The 18,407-nt window shown below is 67.4% G+C and carries 17 protein-coding genes and 1 tRNA gene; 5 read left to right on the plus strand and 13 right to left on the minus strand.

The window, feature by feature from the left end; translation table 11 throughout:
* Positions 1-28: 28 nt before the first annotated feature.
* Both K320_RS0102465 and K320_RS0102470 read left to right on the plus strand, forming a co-directional pair.
* Positions 29-103: transfer RNA gene (locus tag K320_RS0102465), tRNA-Arg, on the plus strand.
* Positions 104-107: 4 nt separating this feature from the next.
* Complete coding sequence (locus K320_RS0102470) at positions 108-983, plus strand: DMT family transporter (protein WP_024537299.1); 876 nt, start codon at positions 108-110, stop codon at positions 981-983.
* Here K320_RS0102470 and K320_RS0102475 read toward each other — a convergent pair.
* Complete coding sequence (locus tag K320_RS0102475) at positions 964-1,326, minus strand: DMT family protein (RefSeq protein ID WP_024537300.1); 363 nt, start codon at positions 1,324-1,326, stop codon at positions 964-966. The genes K320_RS0102470 and K320_RS0102475 overlap by 20 nt on opposite strands.
* A gap of 47 nt (positions 1,327-1,373) precedes the next feature.
* Here K320_RS0102475 and K320_RS0102480 point away from each other — a divergent pair, with 47 nt between their 5' ends.
* Positions 1,374-1,793 carry an acyl-CoA thioesterase gene (locus K320_RS0102480; protein WP_024537301.1) on the plus strand — a complete coding sequence of 140 codons (420 nt, stop codon included), beginning with the start codon at positions 1,374-1,376 and terminating at the stop codon, positions 1,791-1,793.
* A 6-nt stretch (positions 1,794-1,799) separates the two neighbouring features.
* On the opposite strand, the gene K320_RS0102485 is transcribed toward K320_RS0102480, so the two are convergent.
* From K320_RS0102485 to K320_RS0102535, 11 genes are all read right to left on the minus strand, one after another.
* Complete coding sequence (locus K320_RS0102485) at positions 1,800-2,537, minus strand: ABC transporter ATP-binding protein (RefSeq protein ID WP_024537302.1); 738 nt, start codon at positions 2,535-2,537, stop codon at positions 1,800-1,802.
* A 1-nt stretch (position 2,538) separates the two neighbouring features.
* Complete coding sequence (locus tag K320_RS0102490) at positions 2,539-3,321, minus strand: ABC transporter ATP-binding protein (protein WP_024537303.1); 783 nt, start codon at positions 3,319-3,321, stop codon at positions 2,539-2,541.
* 11 nt (positions 3,322-3,332) lie between these two features.
* Positions 3,333-4,409 (minus strand): ABC transporter permease subunit, encoded by a 1,077-nt coding sequence (locus K320_RS0102495; protein WP_024537304.1) that lies wholly within the window; start codon positions 4,407-4,409, stop codon positions 3,333-3,335.
* Between the two features lie 12 nt (positions 4,410-4,421).
* Positions 4,422-5,351, minus strand: a complete 930-nt coding sequence (locus tag K320_RS0102500; RefSeq protein WP_024537305.1) for a branched-chain amino acid ABC transporter permease — start codon at positions 5,349-5,351, stop codon at positions 4,422-4,424.
* Between the two features lie 375 nt (positions 5,352-5,726).
* Positions 5,727-6,668 carry a DMT family transporter gene (locus tag K320_RS0102505; protein ID WP_029695736.1) on the minus strand — a complete coding sequence of 314 codons (942 nt, stop codon included), beginning with the start codon at positions 6,666-6,668 and terminating at the stop codon, positions 5,727-5,729.
* Positions 6,665-7,960: a DUF3422 family protein gene (locus K320_RS0102510; protein ID WP_034342470.1), complete on the minus strand. Its 1,296-nt coding sequence runs from the start codon at positions 7,958-7,960 to the stop codon at positions 6,665-6,667. Before K320_RS0102510 ends, K320_RS0102505 begins: the two co-directional genes overlap by 4 nt.
* A 219-nt stretch (positions 7,961-8,179) precedes the next feature.
* Complete coding sequence (locus tag K320_RS0102515; RefSeq protein WP_024537308.1) at positions 8,180-9,691, minus strand: tripartite tricarboxylate transporter permease; 1,512 nt, start codon at positions 9,689-9,691, stop codon at positions 8,180-8,182.
* A gap of 19 nt (positions 9,692-9,710) precedes the next feature.
* Positions 9,711-10,199: a tripartite tricarboxylate transporter TctB family protein gene (locus K320_RS0102520; RefSeq protein ID WP_024537309.1), complete on the minus strand. Its 489-nt coding sequence runs from the start codon at positions 10,197-10,199 to the stop codon at positions 9,711-9,713.
* Between the two features lie 74 nt (positions 10,200-10,273).
* Entirely contained in the window at positions 10,274-12,073 is a 1,800-nt protein-coding gene (locus K320_RS0102525; RefSeq protein ID WP_024537310.1) for a GspE/PulE family protein, read from the minus strand.
* Between the two features lie 23 nt (positions 12,074-12,096).
* Positions 12,097-12,855, minus strand: a complete 759-nt coding sequence (locus K320_RS0102530) for a class I SAM-dependent methyltransferase (protein WP_024537311.1) — start codon at positions 12,853-12,855, stop codon at positions 12,097-12,099.
* Positions 12,855-13,388: a DNA-deoxyinosine glycosylase gene (locus K320_RS0102535; RefSeq protein ID WP_029695737.1), complete on the minus strand. Its 534-nt coding sequence runs from the start codon at positions 13,386-13,388 to the stop codon at positions 12,855-12,857. Before K320_RS0102535 ends, K320_RS0102530 begins: the two co-directional genes overlap by 1 nt.
* 280 nt (positions 13,389-13,668) lie before the next feature.
* Here K320_RS0102535 and K320_RS0102540 point away from each other — a divergent pair, with 280 nt between their 5' ends.
* A complete protein-coding gene (locus K320_RS0102540) occupies positions 13,669-14,880 on the plus strand; it encodes a multidrug effflux MFS transporter (RefSeq protein WP_024537313.1) in 1,212 nt (403 codons plus the stop codon).
* Positions 14,881-14,927: 47 nt separating this feature from the next.
* The gene (locus K320_RS0102545) at positions 14,928-16,262 is read left to right on the plus strand and encodes an MFS transporter (protein WP_084301160.1); all 1,335 of its coding nucleotides are present in this window, start codon (positions 14,928-14,930) and stop codon (positions 16,260-16,262) included.
* A 39-nt stretch (positions 16,263-16,301) separates the two neighbouring features.
* On the opposite strand, the gene K320_RS0102550 is transcribed toward K320_RS0102545, so the two are convergent.
* The gene (locus K320_RS0102550; RefSeq protein ID WP_024537315.1) at positions 16,302-18,332 is read right to left on the minus strand and encodes a cellulase family glycosylhydrolase; all 2,031 of its coding nucleotides are present in this window, start codon (positions 18,330-18,332) and stop codon (positions 16,302-16,304) included.
* Positions 18,333-18,407: the final 75 nt, after the last annotated feature.

Genomic DNA, 18,407 nt, shown 5'->3' on the forward strand with positions numbered 1-18,407 from the left:
ACCGTGCCGATACAATCAGCCGCCTCCCGCCGCCGTAGTTCAATGGATAGAACGAGCGCCTCCTAAGCGCTAGATGCAGGTTCGATTCCTGCCGGGGGCGCCACCGCATGCAGATCGCCTTTCTCACCGCCATCGCCATGCTGGCGTTCGCCGCCAACTCGGTGCTGGCGCGCCTGGCGCTGTCGGACGCGTCCATCGATCCGCTCGCCTACACCGGCATCCGGCTGGCCTCCGGCGCCGCGGTACTGGTGTGCACCGCCTGGTGGCACGCCCGCCAGGCCAGTCCGCATGCCGGGGGCCGCATCCTGGGCGGCAGCTGGCAAGGCGCGTTCTCGCTGTCGCTGTATGCCATCACGTTTTCCATCGCCTACGTCATGGTGCCCACCGGGCCGGGGGCGCTGATCCTGTTCGCCTTCGTGCAGATCGGCATGCTGGCCTGGGCCGTCTTCAAGGGCGACCGGCCTTCCTGGCTGGAATGGCTCGGCATGGCCATCGCCTTTGCCGCACTGGTTTATCTGGTGTCGCCCGGCCTGGTGGCGCCACCGCTGCCGGGCGCGGTGCTGATGGCGGTGGCCGGCGTGGCCTGGGGAGCGTACTCTCTGGTCGGGCGCGGCTCCACGGCGCCGCTGGCCGATTCGGCCGGCAACTTCGGCCGCAGCGCGCCGGCCGGGCTGGTGCTGATCGCCATCGGCCTGGCGCGCCTGCGCCCCAGTTGGCAAGGGGTGGCGCTGGGCCTGGCGTCGGGCGCCATCACCTCGGGGCTGGGCTACATCATCTGGTACCGCGCACTGCCGCATCTCACGCGCTCGCGCGCAGCGCTGGTGCAGCTCACCGTGCCCGCCATCGCGGCGGCCGGCGGCGTGGTCTTCATGGACGAGGCCATCACGCCGCGCCTGGTGATCGCCACCCTGGGCATCACCGGCGGCGTGGCGCTGGCGCTGCTGTCGTCGCAAAAGCGTCCCGTCACGCCCCGCGGAACATGAAGTACACCGCGCCCATCAGGCACAGGCCGGCCCAGAGGTAGTCCCACTTCAGCGGCTCGTTCAGGTAGAACACGGCGAACGGCACGAACACCGAGAGGGTGATCACCTCCTGCATGATCTTGAGCTGCGCCACGCTGAATTCGGCATGGCCGATGCGGTTGGCCGGCACCTGCAGCAGGTATTCGAACAGCGCGATGCCCCAGCTCACCAGCGCCGCCGCCCACCAGGGCGAGGCACTCAGGTTCTTCAGATGCGCGTACCAGGCAAACGTCATGAAGACGTTGCTGGCGACGAGCAGCAAAATGGTCTGCAGCGGAATGGGGAGGGTCGTCAGCCAGTTCATGCGAGCTCGGCAGGGATGAGAGACGGATTACACGGCAGAATCAGGCCATGAAAATCGACATCCCCGAAGAAAAGAAGCTGGTTCACACCATGACCGTCCCCATGCGCTGGGGCGACATGGACGCGATGGGCCACATGAACAACACGGTGTATTTCCGTTACATGGAGACGGCGCGCATCGAATGGATCGTCTCGCTCGGCGTGGCGCCCCACCCCGGCGGGGAGGGCATGGTCATCGTGAACGCCTTCTGCAATTTCATCCGCCAGTTCGAATACCCCGCCGAAATCCTGGTGCGCACCTATGTGAGCCACCCGGGGCGTTCCTCGTTCGACACCTGGGTGACGATGGCACACACGAACGCGCCCGACGTGCTGTGCGCCACCGGCGGCGCCACCATGGTCTGGCTGGATTTCCCCCAGCAGAAATCCATGCCGCTGCCCGATCGGCTGCGCCGGATCGTCAGCTGAACGCCCTCAGGCCGCTTCCTCGCCCAGGTAGGCGGCGCGAACGCGCGGGTCCTCCAGAAGCTGCCTGCCGCTGCCTTCCATGGTGAGCAGGCCCGATTCCATCACGTAGCCGCGGTCGGCGATCGCCAGCGCGCGGCTGGCGTTCTGCTCGACCAGCACGATGGTCACGCCCAGCGCATAGACGTTTCTGACCACCTCGAAGATGGTGTCCACCAGGATGGGCGATAGACCCATCGAGGGTTCATCGAGCAGCAGCACCTTGGGCCGCGCCATCAGCGCCCGGCCCATGGCCAGCATCTGCTGCTCGCCGCCGCTCATGGTGCCGGCCAGCTGGCTCTTGCGCTCGCGCAGGCGCGGGAAAATGCCGAAGACCTTCTCCACGTCCTCGGCGATGCCCGCCGCGTCGTTGCGCGTGTAGGCGCCCATCAGCAGGTTTTCGGTGATGCTCATGCGCGCGAACACGCCGCGGCCCTCGGGCACCATCACCAGGCCTTCCTTGACCAGGTCCCAGGGGCCGCGGCCCTTGATGGAGCGGCCCAGGTACTCGATGTCGCCATCGCCCGCGCCCAGCATGCCGGTGATGGCCTTCATCGTCGTGGTCTTGCCCGCGCCGTTGGAGCCGATCAGCGAGACCAGCTCGCCCTCATGCACCTGCAGGGTGATGCCCTTGACCGCCTGAATGCCGCCGTAGGCCACCTTCAGGCCCCTGACGCTGAGCAGCACGGGCTTGTTGTTCTCTGCCATTTCAATGCCCTCCCGTGCCCAGATAGGCTTCGATCACCTTGGGATCCTTCTGCACCTCGGCCGGCGTGCCTTCGGCGATCTGCTTGCCGTAATCGAGCACCGTGACGCGGTTGCACAGGCCCATGACGAGCTTCACGTCGTGCTCGATCAGCAGAATCGTGCTGCCATCCGTGCGGATACGGTCGATCAGCTCGCGCAAGGCGACTTTTTCCGTCGCATTCATGCCCGCGGCGGGCTCATCGAGCGCGACCAGCAATGGGTCGGTGGCCAGCGCGCGGGCAATCTCCAGGCGCCGCTGGTCGCCGTAGGAGAGCGTGCGCGCCTTGAAGTCGGCATAGTCGGCCAGACCCACGTAGTCGAGCAGTTCGCGCGCGCGCGCCGCGATCTGCGCCTCTTCGCGGCGAAAGCCGCCGCTGCGAAACACCGCGCCGAACAGACCCGAGTGCGTGCGCACATGGCGGCCCACCATGACGTTCTCCAGCGCCGTCATCTCGGCGAACAGGCGGATGTTCTGGAAGGTGCGCGCGATCCCGGCCTTGGCCACCAGGTGCACCGCATGCGGCGCGTAGGGCCTGCCGCCCAGCTCGAAGCTGCCGGTATCGGGGGTGTACAGGCCGGTCAGCACGTTGAAGAAGGTGGTCTTGCCCGCGCCGTTGGGGCCGATCAGGCCGTAGATCTGGCCCTTGCGGATGGTGATGCCCACGCCCGAGAGCGCCTGCAGGCCGCCGAAACGCTTGGAGATGCCGCTCACGCGCAGCACGACATCGCTGGAGGTTTCCGTCATGTGCCCGCCCTTCAGGATTTATGCGCCAGCGATTTGCCGTGCTCGGGCGACGGCCACAGGCCGCGCGGGCGCAGCAGCATGACCACGATCATGGCCGAGGCGATGAGCAGCTGGCGCAGGATGGCGGCATCGAGCCGCCCGCCGGTCAGTTCCTGCAAGGGACCGGCCACATAGCGCAGCACCTCGGGCAGCGCCGCCAGCAGGATGGCGCCCACGATCACGCCCGGGATATGGCCCAGGCCGCCCAGCACCACCATGGAGACGATCATGATGGACTCCATCAGGCTGAACGACTCGGGCGAGACAAAGCCCTGGAAGGCGCCGAACATCACGCCGCAGACGCCGCCGAACGAAGCCCCCATGCCGAACGCCAGCAGTTTCATGTTGCGCGTGTTGATGCCCATGGCCTTGGCCGCGACCTCGTCCTCGCGGATCGCCATCCAGCCGCGGCCTATGCGCGAATCCTGCAGCCGGTAGCAGACCAGGATGGTGAGCAGCATCAGTACGATGAACAGGTAGTAGTACATCGTGACCGACTGGAAGGTGATGCCGAAAATTTCATGCGGCTTGGCGAAGTTGAAGCCGAACATGTGGATCGGATCGACGCTGGCGATGCCCTTGGGGCCGTTGGTGATGTTCAGCGGCTGGTCCAGGTTGTTCATGAAGATGCGGATGATTTCGCCGAAGCCCAGCGTCACGATGGCCAGGTAGTCGCCGCGCAGCTTGAGCACCGGAATGCCCAGGATCACCCCGGTGACGGCCGCCAGCAGCAGCGCCAGCGGCATGGCCCACCAGACCGAGATGTGCAGGCCGTGCGGAAACATCGCCGCGATCGCCGGGAAGTTGTCGGTCAGGTGCGGCGACGCGAGCAAGGCATAGGCAAAGGCCCCCACGGCATAGAAGGCCACATAGCCCAGGTCCAGCAGGCCGGCGTAGCCGACCACGATGTTCAGACCCAGCGCCAGCATGATGTAGAGGATGGTCAGATCGGCGATGCGCACCCAGGCGTTGCCGAACTGCTGCAGGATGAGCGGCAGCAGGATGAGGCCCACCGCCCAGGCGATGTACTTGGTCAGGGTCTTGTTCATGCGTGGCTCCCGTCAGGCGCGGTCCGCGACGCGCTCGCCCAGCAGGCCCGAGGGGCGCAGCGTGAGGATGATGATGAGCACGAGGAAGGCGAAGATGTCGGTGTACTGGCTGCCCAGGATGCCGCCCGTCAGGTCGCCGATGTAGCCCGAGCCTATGGCCTCGATCAACCCCAGCAGCACGCCGCCGACGACCGCCCCCGCCAGGTTGCCGATGCCGCCGAACACCGCCGCCGTGAAGGCCTTCAGGCCGGGCAGGAAACCCATGGTGTGAAACGCCGTGCCGTAGTTGGCGGCCCACATCACGCCGGCGATGGCCGCCAGGATGGCGCCGATCACGAAGGTGGCGGAAATCACGAAATCGGGTTTGACGCCCATCAGCGCCGCCACGTTGGGGCTCTCGGCCGTGGCGCGCATCGCCCGGCCCAGCTTGGTGTGGCCCACCAGATAGACCATCGCGGCCAGCGACATCACGGTGATCGCCAGGATCAGGATCTGCGTGGGCGTGATGACCGCGCCGCCGATCTCGTACGGATCGATGGGCAGCAGCGTGGGATAGGGCTTGTAGGTGGGCTTCCAGATCACCATCGCCACCGTCTGCAGGAACAGCGACATGCCGATGGCGGTGATCAGCGGCGCCAGGCGCGGACTGTTGCGCAGTCGCTTGTAGGCGACTTTTTCGATGCAGAAATTGAGTACCGCCGCGACGGCGCAGGCCATCACCATCGAGAGCAGCAGCATCGCCCAGCCCGGCAGGCCGGGCATGCTCTGCTGCATCCAGCCGACGATGGACCAGCTGGTGAGCGCGCCGACCATCAGCACCTCGCCATGCGCGAAGTTGATGAGCTGGATGATGCCGTAGACCATGGTGTAGCCCAGCGCGATCAGGGCGTACATGCTGCCCAGGACCAGACCGTTGATGATCTGCTGCAGCAGGATATCCATAGATGCCGTCCTTCCCTGTAGGCGCGTCGGCGGCCCGCCGCAGCCTGAGGCGCGATTGCTCGCCCGAAGGCTGGGCAAGAAGGCACTTGCAGACCGTGCCGTGGCACCGCTTGCGCCGCCTTGTGGGCGTCGGCCGGCGTCACGCCTGAACACGCGTTTGAAAAATTGCCCGCCAGACGCAGGGGCCTGGCGAGCCGGTGCGCGATTTTGTCACGGGGAAACCGCTGATCCGGCAGCGGCGAACCGGGGTTTTCCCTTGGACTCTCTTCGGGTTGTCCATGACGCAATGACCGTCAGCTGTCGCCGGCATGGCGAAATGACCGCGCCCCGGTCATGCACCGCAAGGCGCGTCATGCCGCGCAGCGGCGTCATCCTTCATGCACCGCGACGCCCCGCGCGCGTGAACAGATAGATGCCCGCCAGCACCAGCACCGTGCCCGCCACCATCCAGACGGTGATCGCCTCGCCCAGCAGCCAGGCGGCGAGCGCGATGGTCGAAAGCGGACCGATCATGCCGGTCTGCGCGGTCAGCGCCGCGCCGATGCGCTCGATCGCCAGCATCACCAGCAGCACCGGTACCGCGGTGCAGACGGTGGCGTTGAGCACCGAGAGCCAGATCACCTCGGGCGCCACCAGCGCCGCGTCGAGCGGGCGGATCAGCAGGAACTGCAGCACGCAGCAGACGCAGGCCACGCTGGTGGCCAGCCCCACCAGGCGCAGCGCGCCCACGCGGCGCACCATCTCGCCGCTGTAGACCAGGTACAGCGCGTAGCTGGCCGCGCTGCCAAACACCAGCAGCACGCCCCAGGCGGTGTGGCCGCCGCCCGCGCCCTGCCCCCAGGCTTCCACGCCGAAGACCAGCGCCACGCCGCAGTAGCTCAGCAGCATGGCCGCGATCTGGCCGCGCTGCACGCGCTGGCGGTAGAGCAGCCAGCCCAGCAGCATCACCAGCGTCGGGTTGAGATACAGGATCAGGCGTTCCAGCCCCGCCGTGATATAGGCCAGGCCGGCGAAATCCAGAAAACTGGCGAGGTAGTAGCCGCACACCCCCAGCGCCACGATGCCGCGCCAGTCGCGGCGTGCAAGGCGCGGCTGCCCGCGGCCTGCCCACCAGGCCATCAGGAGGAAGATGGGCAGCGCGAACAGCATGCGGTACATCAGCAGCGTCACCGCATCCACGCCATAGCGGTAGGCGAGCTTGACGATCACCGCCTTGCCGCTGAACGCCACGGCACCAACCGCCGCAAGCAGCAACCCATTTGCTACATTTTTGGGTGCTGCAGGCGCTGTTACAGCCTTCGCTGGAGGCGTTTTCAATGCATATTCCTGAAAAGCCGATGGTGCATGCGCCGCAGCGACCACCAGACGCCCAGCGCCACGACGGGAATGGCCACCGCCGCCGTCGATTCCGGCGACCACGGCCAGCCGAGCTTCTGCGCGCCCTTGGCCAGGTAGCTCACCAGGCCGACGACGTAATAGGTGATGGCCGCCACCGACAGCCCCTCGACCGTGGACTGCAGGCGCAGCTGCATGTCCTGGCGCTGGTTCATGCTGGCCAGGAGCTGCTGCGTGCCCTGCTCCTGGGCGATTTCCACCCGGGTACGCAGCAGGTTGCTCACGCGCGAGACGCGCTCCGACAGCGCGTTCTGGCGCCGCACCGCCCACTCGCAGGTGCTGCGTGCGGGGCTCAGGCGCCGATCCATGAATTCGCCAATGGTCTGCAGATTGCGCAGCCGCGCCTCGCCGATATCACGGATGCGCCGGTCCACCAGTTCGAAGTAGGCGCTGCTGGCGGAAAACCGCGCGTGCGTGGCGGCATAGAGGCTCTCCACCTGCCCCGCCAGGCGCGTGAGGCGATCCAGCAACTGCGCCTCGGCATCGCGCTCGGCCACGCGGATGGCCTCCGCCAGCGCCGCCAGCTCGCGCTCCGCCTGCGCCAGCGCCTCGCCCGCCTCGCGCGCCACGGGCAGACCCATGAGCGCCGTCATGCGGTAGGTTTCGATCTCCAGCAGCCGCTGCACCGCCCGCCCCACGCGCCGCGGCGACATCGCGCCCGCCAGCAGCACCATGCGCGAGCTGCCGTCCGCCTGCAGCGCAAAATCGGTGAAGACCTGCGCATGCCCATCGGCGATCGAAGACGCCACCAGCGTTTCCTCGCGCAGCACATGCGCCAGCAGCGCGCTGTCCGGCAGCGTCCCCATCTGCAGCACCCAGAGGTTGAGCTGGCACAGGCACTGCCCCGGCAGGGCCGCGAGCCACTCCCGCGGCACGGCCGCCAGCGCGCCCGCCGGCTCCTGGCGGCCAAAGCCTTGCGCCTGCAGCGGCGCGGAAAACGTCCAGCTGATGAACTCGGTGTGCAGCTCCCAGCGCACGTGAAACGTCCCGAGGTCAGCGCGCAGATGCGTCATGCGCGCATCCGGCGGCGCCAGGTGGTTGTCGCGCAGCAATGCCGCAAGGTGCTCGCGGCTCGCCTCACGCCGGGCGGCATCGGCCCACATCACGACGTGCGAGATCGCCAGCGGTGGCGTCAGCGCCTCCGGCGGGCGGGCGTGGATCTCGTTGTGCAGCGCCGTGCGCTGGGGGTGCGGGCTGGGCAGTGATGGCGGCATGGGCATTCTCGCAAGGACGCGATTGTCAGGGATGTTCTGCATAACTCTTGTCATTCTGTGATAGTGCAGATCGGGATGGGGCGCGAGGCGCTTTTTGCAGCGCGCCGCGGTGGCTACAGGCAAGAAAAGCAACAACGCGAACCGCCCGAGGCTGCGCTATCACGGATGACAAGGAGCCATGAAGGACATCCTCAGGCCTCGGCGGTCCATTGCCGGCGCTCAGTCCTCGACAAACGCCTGTTCGCGCTTCTTGCCGATGGCCGGCACCAGCACCGCCAGCACCATGATCGCGGCGGCCGCCAGCAGGCTGGCGGAGATCGGCCGCGTCACCAGCACGCTCCAATCGCCGCGCGAGATCAGGAGCGCGCGGCGCAGGTGCTCTTCCATCATCGGCCCGAGGATCAGGCCCAGCAGCAGCGGCGGCGCCTCCAGCTCCAGCTTGTAGAACAGGTAGCCGATCAGGCCGAACACCGCCAGCATCCAGATGTCGAAGACGTTGTTGCTGTTGGTGTAGGCACCGAGCGCGCAGAACAGCACGATGGAGGGAAACAGCCAGCGGTAGGGCACGGTGAGCAGCTTGATCCAGATGCCCACCAGCGGCAGGTTCAGGATGACCAGCATCAGGTTGCCTATCCACATCGAGGCCACCAGCCCCCAGAACAGTTCGGGGTTGCTGCTCATCACCTGCGGCCCGGGCTGGACGTTGTGGATGGTCATCGCACCGATCATCAGCGCCATCACCGGGTTGGGCGGGATGCCCAGCGTCAGCATGGGAATGAACGACGCCTGCGCTCCCGCGTTGTTGGCCGATTCGGGCGCCGCCACGCCGCGGATGTTGCCCTGGCCAAAGGGCAGTTCGCCTTCGCGCAGCCGCGTTTTCTTTTCGATCGAATAGGCGGCGAACGAGGACAGCACCGCGCCGCCGCCCGGCAGCACGCCCAGCACGCAGCCCAGCGTGGTGCCGCGCAGCACGGCCGGCATCATGCGGCGAAAGTCCTCCCGGGTGGGCATGAGGCCGCTGACCCTGGCGGCGAAGACTTCGCGGTGCTCGGGCGGGCGCGAGAGGTTGGCGATGATCTCGCCATAGCCGAAGATGCCCATCGCGATCGGCACGAAGTCGATGCCATCGAAAAGCTCCGGAACGCCGAAGGCAAAGCGCACCGTGCCCGAATTCACGTCGGTGCCGATGAGGCCCAGCATCAGGCCGACCACCACCATGCCGATCGCCTTGAGCAGCGAGCCCGAGGCCAGCACCACCGCGCCGATCATGCCCAGCACCAGCAGCGAAAAGTATTCGGCCGGGCCGAATTTGAACGCCACCTCGGCCAGCGGCGGCGCGAACGCGGCCAGCATCACCGTGCCCGCGCAGCCGGCGACGAAGGAGCCGATCGCCGCCGACGCCAGCGCCGGCCCGGCGCGCCCACGCCGCGCCATCTGGTAGCCATCGATCGTCGTCACCACCGACGACACCTCGCCCGGCAGGTTCACGAGGATGGCCGTGGTCGAGCCGCCATATTGCGCGCCGTAGTAGATGCCCGCCAGCATGATGAGCGCCGCCACCGGCGGCAGCGCGTAGGTGATGGGCAGCAGCATGGCGATGGTCGCCAGCGGCCCGATGCCGGGCAGCACGCCGATCAGCGTGCCGAGAAAGCAGCCGGCGAAGCAATAGGCCAGGTTCTGCCAGGTCAGCGCAATCGCAAACCCGGTGGCAAGGTGGTTGAATACATCCATCGTGCGTCTGCGTGCCGGGTCAGGCAGAGAGGAAACCGGGCCACATCGGCAGCGGCATGCCCAGCGCCAGCACAAACACGAGGTAGCAGCCCAGCGCCAGCACGGTGGCCAGCAGCAGCGATTGCTTCAGGCTGAACGCATCGCCCGCCATGCTCGACACCACCGTCAGCCCGTAGATCGCCACCACCATGCCCAGGGCGGGCACATGCAGCGCAGGAAAACCCGCCAGCAGCAGGCCGAACACCAGATTGCCGCCCAGCACGAAGATGACCGGCTTCCACGCCCAGGCACCGAAGCGCCCTCCGCCCTCGGTCTCTATCACCAGCGCCTTGAACATGATGAGCGCTCCCAGCACCGCCATCAGAATGCCGACCAGCAGCGGGAAATACCCCGGGCCCATGGCCGCGGCCGTACCCAGCGGGTACATCGTCGCGCCCCAGGAAAAGGCCGCGCCCAGCGCCAGGAACAGCAGGCCCGCGAAAAAATCCTTCTCGTTCTTGATCTTCACCGATGTCTCCTTCTGGTGCCTGGCGTGGTGTTGCACTCAGGGCGCGGCACACAGGCACCAAGGACAAGCAGAATTCATTCCAGCGGCGGCGTGGTGGCCACCACCTCTTCCACCGTCGTCACGCCTTCCGCCGCGCGCAGGGCGCCTGCCAGCCGCAACTGGCGCATGCCGTCGCTCACCGCCTGGCGGCGCAGCGCGTCGATCGAGGGGCTTTGCGATATCTGCTGGCGCAGGCCTTCGGTCACCGTGAGCAGCTCATACAGGCCCATGCGGCCGCGGAACCCGGTCATGCGGCATTGCACGCAGCCCACGGGCTGGAAGGCGCGGTAGCCGCCGGAGAGCTTCCACGGCTTGATGAGTTCGCCGATCACCGCCGGGTCCGCTTCGCGGTCGCGCCGGCGGCAGTGCGTGCACAGCGTGCGCACCAGACGCTGCGCCAGCACGCCCAGCAGGGTGGCGTTGATGAGGTAGTACGGCACGCCCAGCTCCATCAGCCGCGTGATGGCGCTGGGCGCGTCGTTGGTGTGCAGCGTAGAGAACACCAGGTGGCCGGTGAGCGCCGCCTGGATCGCCATCTCGGCGGTTTCCAGATCGCGGATTTCGCCCACCATGATGATGTCCGGGTCCTGGCGCATCAGCGCGCGCAGGCCCTCGGCGAAGGTGAAGTCGATTTGCGGCTGCACCTGCGTCTGGTTGAAGCTGGGCTCGATCATCTCGATCGGGTCTTCGACGGTGCTGACGTTGACCTCTTCCGTCGCCACGCGCTTGAGCGTCGAATACAGCGTCGTCGTCTTGCCCGAGCCCGTCGGGCCGGTGACCAGGATCACGCCATGCGGGCGGCTCACGAGCTGCTGCCAGCGCTCGGCATCGTGCGGCGTGAAGCCCAGCGCATCCAGGTCCTTGACGGTGTTGTCCGGGTCGAAGATGCGCATCACCATCTTCTCGCCGAAGGCCGTGGGCAGGGTGGAGAGGCGCATTTCCACCTCGTCGCCGGACGGGTTGCGCGTCTTGATGCGGCCGTCCTGCGGGCGGCGCTTTTCGACCACGTCCATGCGCCCCAGCAGCTTGATGCGCGCCACCATGGCGTTGAGCACGCCTATCGGTATCTGGTAGACCGGGTGCAGCACGCCGTCGATGCGAAAGCGGATCACGCCCTGCTCGCGCCGCGGCTCCATGTGGATGTCGCTCGCGCGCTGGTCGAAGGCGTACTGCCAGAGCCAGTCCACCACGCGCACCACGCCCTGGTCGTTGGCATCGAGCTGCTTGTTGGTCTTGCCCAGCTCGACGAGCTGCTCGAAGCTGCTCGTCCCGGCATTGCCGCCGCTCTTGAGCGCCGCGCGCACCGATTTGGCGAGTGCGTAGAACTCTGCCGTATAGCGCGCAATGGCTACAGGATTGGAGAGCACGCGGCGCACGCGGCGCTTGGTCTGGCGCTCGATTTCGCCCACCCAATCGGCAATGAAAGGCTCGGCCGTGGCGACGACGACTTCATCGCCCGACACCAGCACCGGCAGCACCTTGTGGCGCTCGGCGTAGCTGGCGCTCATGGCGTCCGCCACACGCCCGGCATCCACCTTGAGCGGATCGATGCGCAGAAACGGCAGCCCGCAGCGCGGCGCGATGGTCTCGGTCAGCAGGTCCAGGTCCAGCAGCTTGCCGTCGCTCGCGCGCTCCATCGAGACGCTGGCCAGCCGCACCAGCGGGTGCTGGCTGCTCTCGGCGCGCGAGCAGCGCTCCACCGTGCGCTCGGCCACCGCCTGCGAGATCACGCCATCCTCGCGCAGCCAATCGACGATCTGGCGCCAATGCAGCGGACCGTGCGGGGGGGCGCGGCGCTGGGTGTCGGTGCCGCTGCTGTCTGGAGTGGTGTTCATGGTGCTATGGTGCCGCAAAAGGATCAGGCCACGGGTTTGAAGGTGCGCAGCCACTTGCGCGCAGGCAAGCCCCAGCGCTCCTCGATAGTCTCGGCCCGCGCCAGCAGCAGCGCGCGCGGCGGACGCAGGGGCTGGCGCTGCGCCAGCACGACCGTGTTGCCCTCGCGCGTGGGCCGGAAGGCCCAGACCGCATCGGCGCCAAAGGCTTCAACGATGTGCGCCAGGCTGCGGTCAAATTCCACGCGCCGGCCAAACAGATTGACCGTCATGCAGCCATCGTCCGTCAGCAAGGCGCGGCAATCGCGGTAGAAATCGGCGCTGTCGAACACCGGCGCGGCGGCCTCGTCGTCGTACATGTCCACCGCCAGCGCGTCCATCGTTCCCAGGTGCCCGGGCTGGCGGATCTCGGCGCCGGCATCGCCCTGCACCACCGCCAGGCGCGGCCCGTCGGGCGGCAGCTTGAACCAGCCGCGGCACACGTGGATCACCCGCGGGTTGAGCTCCACCGCCGTGCTGCGCATGCGCAGCTTCTTCCAGCAGAATTTGGTGATGGCGCCCGCGCCCAGGCCGAGCTGCATCGCGCGGCGCCCGGCGACGCTGTCAGGCTCGACGAACAGCAGCCAGGCCATCATGCGCTGCACGTATTCGAGCGCGATGTCATAGGGCGCATCCACGCGCATCGCGCCCTGCACCCAGGGCGTGGCCAGGTGCAGATAGCGCAGCTCGCCATCGTCGGAGATGTTCACCTCGGGCAGCTGTAGCGGACGTTTGGCTGGAGACATCAGAGCAGTTCCCATCGTCGAAAGGCCTCGCCCCAGGCTTCGCACTTGCGCGCGAAGCTCCATGAGGCATTGGCCGGGCTGGTCGAAGGCAGGCGCAGCGACGCGACGGGCGCATCCGCCGCCAGCCCCATGCTGGAGCGCACCTGCCTGGCACGCGCAAAACTCTCGCCCCCATTGTGCGCAACCCCGGCCAGCAGCGGCAGGCGCGCATGCAGCGCGGCAAAATCGTTGAGCCGCGCGTTGCGTATGCTGGTATCGAGGCTTCCCTCGCGTTCACAGACGGCGTACACATCCCAGAGGCCCAGCCCGCGCGCCAGCACCCAATCGCATCGCGCCGCGTAGTCTTGGCTCGCGGGCATGGCATGCGCGGGCCAGAGCGCCGCCAACAGCCGCCAGAACTGGTTCTGCGGGTGGCCGTAGTACTGCTGCGCGCGCAGCGACGCCACGCCGGGAAAACTCCCGAGAATCAGCACGCGCGTATGGCGGCTCGCCAGGGGAGGCAGGCCGGTAAGGACAGATTCGGACGCCGACATCAAGCCGCCGTTTGTACTACGGATTGCCCGGCTTCCCCTTTCACGGCGCAGGCCGCACCAGACGCACCGGCGGCGCCGTGCCACGCGGCACACAGCCCAGCGCAAGGGCACAAGCCGTAAACAAGTACATCGCCATGGCCCATCCACCGGGGGATGGTGCGGTACGTCCCTATTCCGACAGCGGGAAAAGCCGGAAAAAATCAGGGTAAACCCGAGGATGCCACCCTGCCTTCCGCAGTGGCGACAGCGCAAGACAGGCAGGCTGCGGACAATCGCGCCAATGCCTTCCTCCCCCTTCCTGCGCATGGCGCTGATTCTGGGCCTGCTGTCGGCCATAGGCCCGTTTGCCATCGACATGTACCTGCCGGCGCTGCCGGACATCGGCGCGAGCCTGCACGCCGCGGTGGGCCCGGTGCAATGGAGCCTGACCGCCTTCTTCCTGGCGCTGGGCGTGGGACAGGTGGTCTACGGTCCGGTATCGGACATGCTCGGACGCAAACCACCGTTGTATTTCGGGCTCGCGCTGTTCGTGCTGACCAGCGTCGCCTGCGCGCTCACCAGCAACATCCGCCTGCTGGTGCTGCTGCGCTTTCTGCAGGGGCTGGGCGCGGCGGCGGGCACGGTCATCCCGCGCGCGGTCGTGCGCGACCTGCACACCGGCAACGAAGCGGCGCGGCTGATGTCGCTGTTGATGCTGGTGTTCAGCGTCTCGCCGCTGCTGGCGCCGCTCATCGGCAGCGGCGTGATCGCCCTCGCCGGCTGGCGCGGCGTGTTCTGGATGGTGGCCCTGCTGGGCCTGGCCGGCATGCTGATGGTGCACCGCGCGCTGCCGGAAACCCTGGCGCCCGCGAACCGCCACGCCGGCACCCTGGCCAGCGCCGCGCGGGCCTACGGCGTGCTGCTGCGCGATGCGCGCTACCTCGGGCTGGTGGGCATAGGCAGCTTCACGATGGCGGGCTTCTTCGTCTTCCTGGCCGGCTCGCCCTTCGTTTTCATCAACCACTACGGCCTCACGCCGGTGCAGTACAGCTTGGCGTTCTCGATCAACGCGGCGGCGTTCTTCGTCACCGCGCAATTCACCGCGCGGCTGGGACGGCGCTTCGGGCTGGAGCCCGTCACCGTCTGGGCCGCCAGCGGCGCGGGGATGACCATGGTGCTGCTGCTGGCCTATTACCTGCTGGGCGGCGACGGCATGTGGGTCTTGCTGGTGCTGTACTTCATCGCCAGCGGCTGCATGGGGCTGGTGATTCCCACCACCTCGGTGCTGGCGTTGGACGATCACGGCCCCATCGCCGGCACCGCCTCGGCGCTGATGGGCACGCTGCAGATGCTGATAGGCACGGTGGCCATGGCCGTCGCCGGCCTGTTTGCCACCGGCAATCCGCTGCCCATGGTGATCGGCATGGCGGCGGGCGCGCTGATCGGTGTGCTGCTGACCTGGGTCACGTTTCGCCACCGTCCGCAAGCGCTGGCCAAGGCAGGTCCGGCGTGAACACACCCGCCCCGGACGGGCTGCCGGAGCCGCAGCGCTCGCGCGCGATGCGCGTGATCGTGCTCGGGCTGACGCTGGCGGTGCTCGACACCAGCATCGTCAACCTGGCGCTGCCCGACATCGCGCGCGAGCTGCGGATGAACGCGGCGCAAAGCGTCTGGGTGGTCAACGCCTACCAGCTCGCCACGCTGGTCTCGCTGCTGCCGCTGGCGGCCATCGGCGAGCGCATCGGCTACCGGCGCGTGTACCGCGCGGGCATGCTGCTGTTCGCGCTGGCCTCGATCGCGGCGATGCTCGCCACCAGCATGGGCACGCTGATCGCCGCACGCGCGCTGCAGGGCCTGGGCGCCTCGGGCGTGATGGCGGTGAACTCCGCGCTGGTGCGCCTCATCTACCCCGCCGATCGCCTGGGGCGCGGCATGGCGCTGAACTCGCTGGTGGTGGCCGTCTCGGCCATGGCCGGGCCCACGGTGTCGGCGCTGATTCTGTCGGTGGCCAGCTGGCCCTGGCTGTTCGCGCTCAACCTGCCGCTGGGCGTGCTGGCCTGGGAACGCGCCGGGCGCGTGCTGCCGCGCAACCCGCGAAGCGATACGCCCGCAGCACGGTTTTCGCTGCTGGATGTGCTGCTGAATGCCGCCATGTTCGGCCTGCTGTTCCTCGGCAGCTCGGAGCTGACGCAGCGCGGCAGCGAAATGCAGGGGCCTCTGATCTCGGGCTGGTGGCTGCTTGCCGCGGGTGTGGCCGTGGGGGTGGTGCATATCCGGCGCCAGTGGCACCTCGCCGTGCCACTGGTTCCGGTCGATCTGCTGCGCATTCCGGTGTTCGCGCTCTCCATGGGTTCGTCGATCGGCGCCTTCTGCGCGCAGATGCTGAGCTTTCTCGCGCTCCCGTTTTTATTGCTGCAGACGCATGGCCAGAGCCACTTGCAGGCCGGTTTGCTGATTACCGCCTGGCCGCTGGCCACGGCCATCGTCGCGCCGATCGCGGGGCGCTTGATCGGCCGCTACCACGACGGCATGCTGGGCGGACTGGGCATGGCGGTGTTCGCCTGCGGGCTGCTCGCGCTGTCGCTGATGCCGGTGCAGGCCGGCAACGCCGACATCGCCTGGCGCATGGCGCTGGCGGGCGCGGGGTTTGCGCTGTTTCAGTCGCCCAACAACCACACCATCGTTTCTTCCGCCCCGCTGCAGCGCAGCGGCGGCGCCAGCGGCATGCTGGGCACCGCGCGCCTGACCGGCCAGACCCTGGGCGCGGTGATCCTGGCGGCGCTGTTCACGCTCTACCCCGGGCATGACGGCCATGCGGAGTCACTGGGGCTGCTGGTGGCCGCCGGGTTTGCCGTGGCCTCGGGCATCTGCAGCTCGCTGCGGGTGCGAACCTGAACCATCCCTGCGCCCTTCGGCGGCGCAGGGACGGCCGCGCTACCTGAAGTACGCCGACAGGGCTGGCAGCAGCCCTTCCGGGTGCGCGGAGCTGGTGAGCGGCACGAGCTTGTCGACGTCGTAGGTAAGGTCGTCGTGAAAGTGCGCCCAGTCGTACTTGCCCGCCACCGTGTGCCCCATGCCGAAAACGCCGGTCTTCGATTGGCACAGCGTGCCGCCGTAGGACTGGATGCCGAAGGTGCTCTCGGTGTTGTCGGGGCCGCCGTTGCGCTTGGAGTTGGCGTTCTGCCACTCGAAGATGGCGAAGCCCTTGACCAGCGATTGCGGGTTGGCATCCATGTAGCCGCGCACCGCGCTCGCCTGGCCCAGCACGATATCCATCTTGGCGTCGACCGATCCGGCTTCGATGTTGTTGAAGCCCAGTTCGGTGATGACCAGCGGCACGCCCAGGTTCTGGCTGTCGTAGGACTTGAGGATGTCGTTCTCCAGCGCGCCGCCGTCCTTGCGCTTGAAGGTCTGCACCGAGTTGTAGAAGTGGCCGTTGTAAATCTCGGGCGGCAGCTGATCGCGCAGCATCGCGTAGAACTTGTTCTGGTCGGCGGTGCTGAGGGGCACGGACATGTAATGGTCGGGCGCGAGCTGGTGGATGAGCTTGGCCACCTGCACGGCCTTCGGAATCAGGGTCTGCCAGGTCTCACCGTCCTTGTTCAGATCGAGCTCGTTGCCGATGCTGAAGGAATGCACCGCCGGGTGGATGGCGCCGTTCTTCTTCACGCTTTCAACGATTTGCTTGACGGTGTTCCCGATCTTGCTCCAGGGTTGGATGCTGCCGTCCCTGTCCTTGAAGTTGTAGTTGGAGATCGGGATGATGACCTTGATGCCCAGCTCCTGCGCCTTGTCCAGGAAGGCGATGTGGCCCTTGCCTGCCGTTTCCCAGTCGGTGGAGCCGCGCTGGTAGTTGTAGTCGTACAGGCGCACCAGGTTCACGCCCTGCGCGGCCATGGCTTCGAGGTCGTTGCGCCCGCAGCCGCCCTTGCTGCCCCACTGGGCCTGGAAGGCGTCGGCGGTGGTGTCCGAATCGAAGAAGGGTTGGTACTGTTTGGGCGCGCTGGTGTAGGACGCGGGAACGGCGGAATACGCCACGCCGCGCCAGGCTTTCTCGAACACGCTGGAGGGCGAGGCGCGATCACCGGCATCGATGAACAGCACGGCATTGCTCAAGGAGCCCTTGGCCGGGATATCCGCGCCACCCAGCTGCACCGCGGCAAAGCTCAGGCCGTGCGTGGCACTGTCGTAGACGGGATCAGAGAGCGTCATGGGGTAGATGTCGTAATCGCCATCGCCCGGGTCGCCCGCCACGGAGGCATTGGGCAGTGCATCGCCAAAGCGCTCGTCCCAGAGGTTGACGAAATGGCCCAGGGCCTCGAAGTCACCGGAGCGCGCGGGCGCGTTGTTCATCCAGAGCACGTTGGAATCAACGTTCCGCAGGACAAGACGCTGCCCTCCCTTGCCATCCGGCTGCAAGGCGACATCGCCGCCAGCCATGGCGAAGGTGGAGCCTTGGGCCGGTGCCTGCAGGTTGTTCAGCAGGGTGAGCACCGGCAGGCTGAAGCTGCCCAGGCTCGTACCCGCCTGTGGCGAAACCTGCGCCACGCGCAGGCCCAGGCGCAGCGTGCGGCTGGGCGCGTCGTAGCTGGCCGCCTGCACGCTGCCGAACACGCCATGCACGCCGCTGGCGTTGTGGTACTGCAGCAGCGCATTGGGTGCCACGCTGGCGTAGACCTCCTTCCAGTCGGTGCCGATGAAGCGGTCCACGCCGGTTTCGCCCGACTCGCGCGCGGGCCGGTCGCTGTACCAGTCCACCCCAGGCTCGACGCCGGTCAAGGTGACGTCGATTTCCTGGCCAATGGCCAGGGCACCGGCCTGGCCCGCATCGGCGGACAGCACGTAAATGCGCTGGGAAATATCGGTATTGGCGGGTGGGTTGCCGCCCACTGCGGTGTCGTCGCCCCCGCCGCAGCCGAAGAGCGCCAGTGCACTGCAGAAAAACAGGGTTTGGAGAATTTTCAAGATGGCCTCCTGTGATTTGACTGAGAAAAAGATTGATGCATCGGGCGCCTCCCTCCTGGATCAAACGGGAGATGG

This window comes from Comamonas badia DSM 17552 (genome assembly GCF_000484635.1).
Lineage (GTDB): Bacteria > Pseudomonadota > Gammaproteobacteria > Burkholderiales > Burkholderiaceae_C > Comamonas_C > Comamonas_C badia.

What these genes read in the sequence shown, in the direction of transcription:
- K320_RS0102545 (WP_084301160.1), top strand. Translation starts at nt 14,928, where the DNA reads ATGCGCGTGATCGTGCTCGGGCTGACGCTGGCGGTGCTCGACACCAGC.
- K320_RS0102480 (WP_024537301.1), top strand. Translation starts at nt 1,374, where the DNA reads ATGAAAATCGACATCCCCGAAGAAAAGAAGCTGGTTCACACCATGACC.
- K320_RS0102500 (WP_024537305.1), bottom strand. Translation starts at nt 5,351, where the DNA reads ATGGATATCCTGCTGCAGCAGATCATCAACGGTCTGGTCCTGGGCAGC.
- K320_RS0102510 (WP_034342470.1), bottom strand. Translation starts at nt 7,960, where the DNA reads ATGCCGCCATCACTGCCCAGCCCGCACCCCCAGCGCACGGCGCTGCAC.
- K320_RS0102530 (WP_024537311.1), bottom strand. Translation starts at nt 12,855, where the DNA reads ATGTCTCCAGCCAAACGTCCGCTACAGCTGCCCGAGGTGAACATCTCC.
- K320_RS0102490 (WP_024537303.1), bottom strand. Translation starts at nt 3,321, where the DNA reads ATGACGGAAACCTCCAGCGATGTCGTGCTGCGCGTGAGCGGCATCTCC.
- K320_RS0102470 (WP_024537299.1), top strand. Translation starts at nt 108, where the DNA reads ATGCAGATCGCCTTTCTCACCGCCATCGCCATGCTGGCGTTCGCCGCC.
- K320_RS0102485 (WP_024537302.1), bottom strand. Translation starts at nt 2,537, where the DNA reads ATGGCAGAGAACAACAAGCCCGTGCTGCTCAGCGTCAGGGGCCTGAAG.
- K320_RS0102495 (WP_024537304.1), bottom strand. Translation starts at nt 4,409, where the DNA reads ATGAACAAGACCCTGACCAAGTACATCGCCTGGGCGGTGGGCCTCATC.
- K320_RS0102540 (WP_024537313.1), top strand. Translation starts at nt 13,669, where the DNA reads ATGCCTTCCTCCCCCTTCCTGCGCATGGCGCTGATTCTGGGCCTGCTG.
- K320_RS0102535 (WP_029695737.1), bottom strand. Translation starts at nt 13,388, where the DNA reads ATGTCGGCGTCCGAATCTGTCCTTACCGGCCTGCCTCCCCTGGCGAGC.
- K320_RS0102525 (WP_024537310.1), bottom strand. Translation starts at nt 12,073, where the DNA reads ATGAACACCACTCCAGACAGCAGCGGCACCGACACCCAGCGCCGCGCC.
- K320_RS0102475 (WP_024537300.1), bottom strand. Translation starts at nt 1,326, where the DNA reads ATGAACTGGCTGACGACCCTCCCCATTCCGCTGCAGACCATTTTGCTG.
- K320_RS0102515 (WP_024537308.1), bottom strand. Translation starts at nt 9,691, where the DNA reads ATGGATGTATTCAACCACCTTGCCACCGGGTTTGCGATTGCGCTGACC.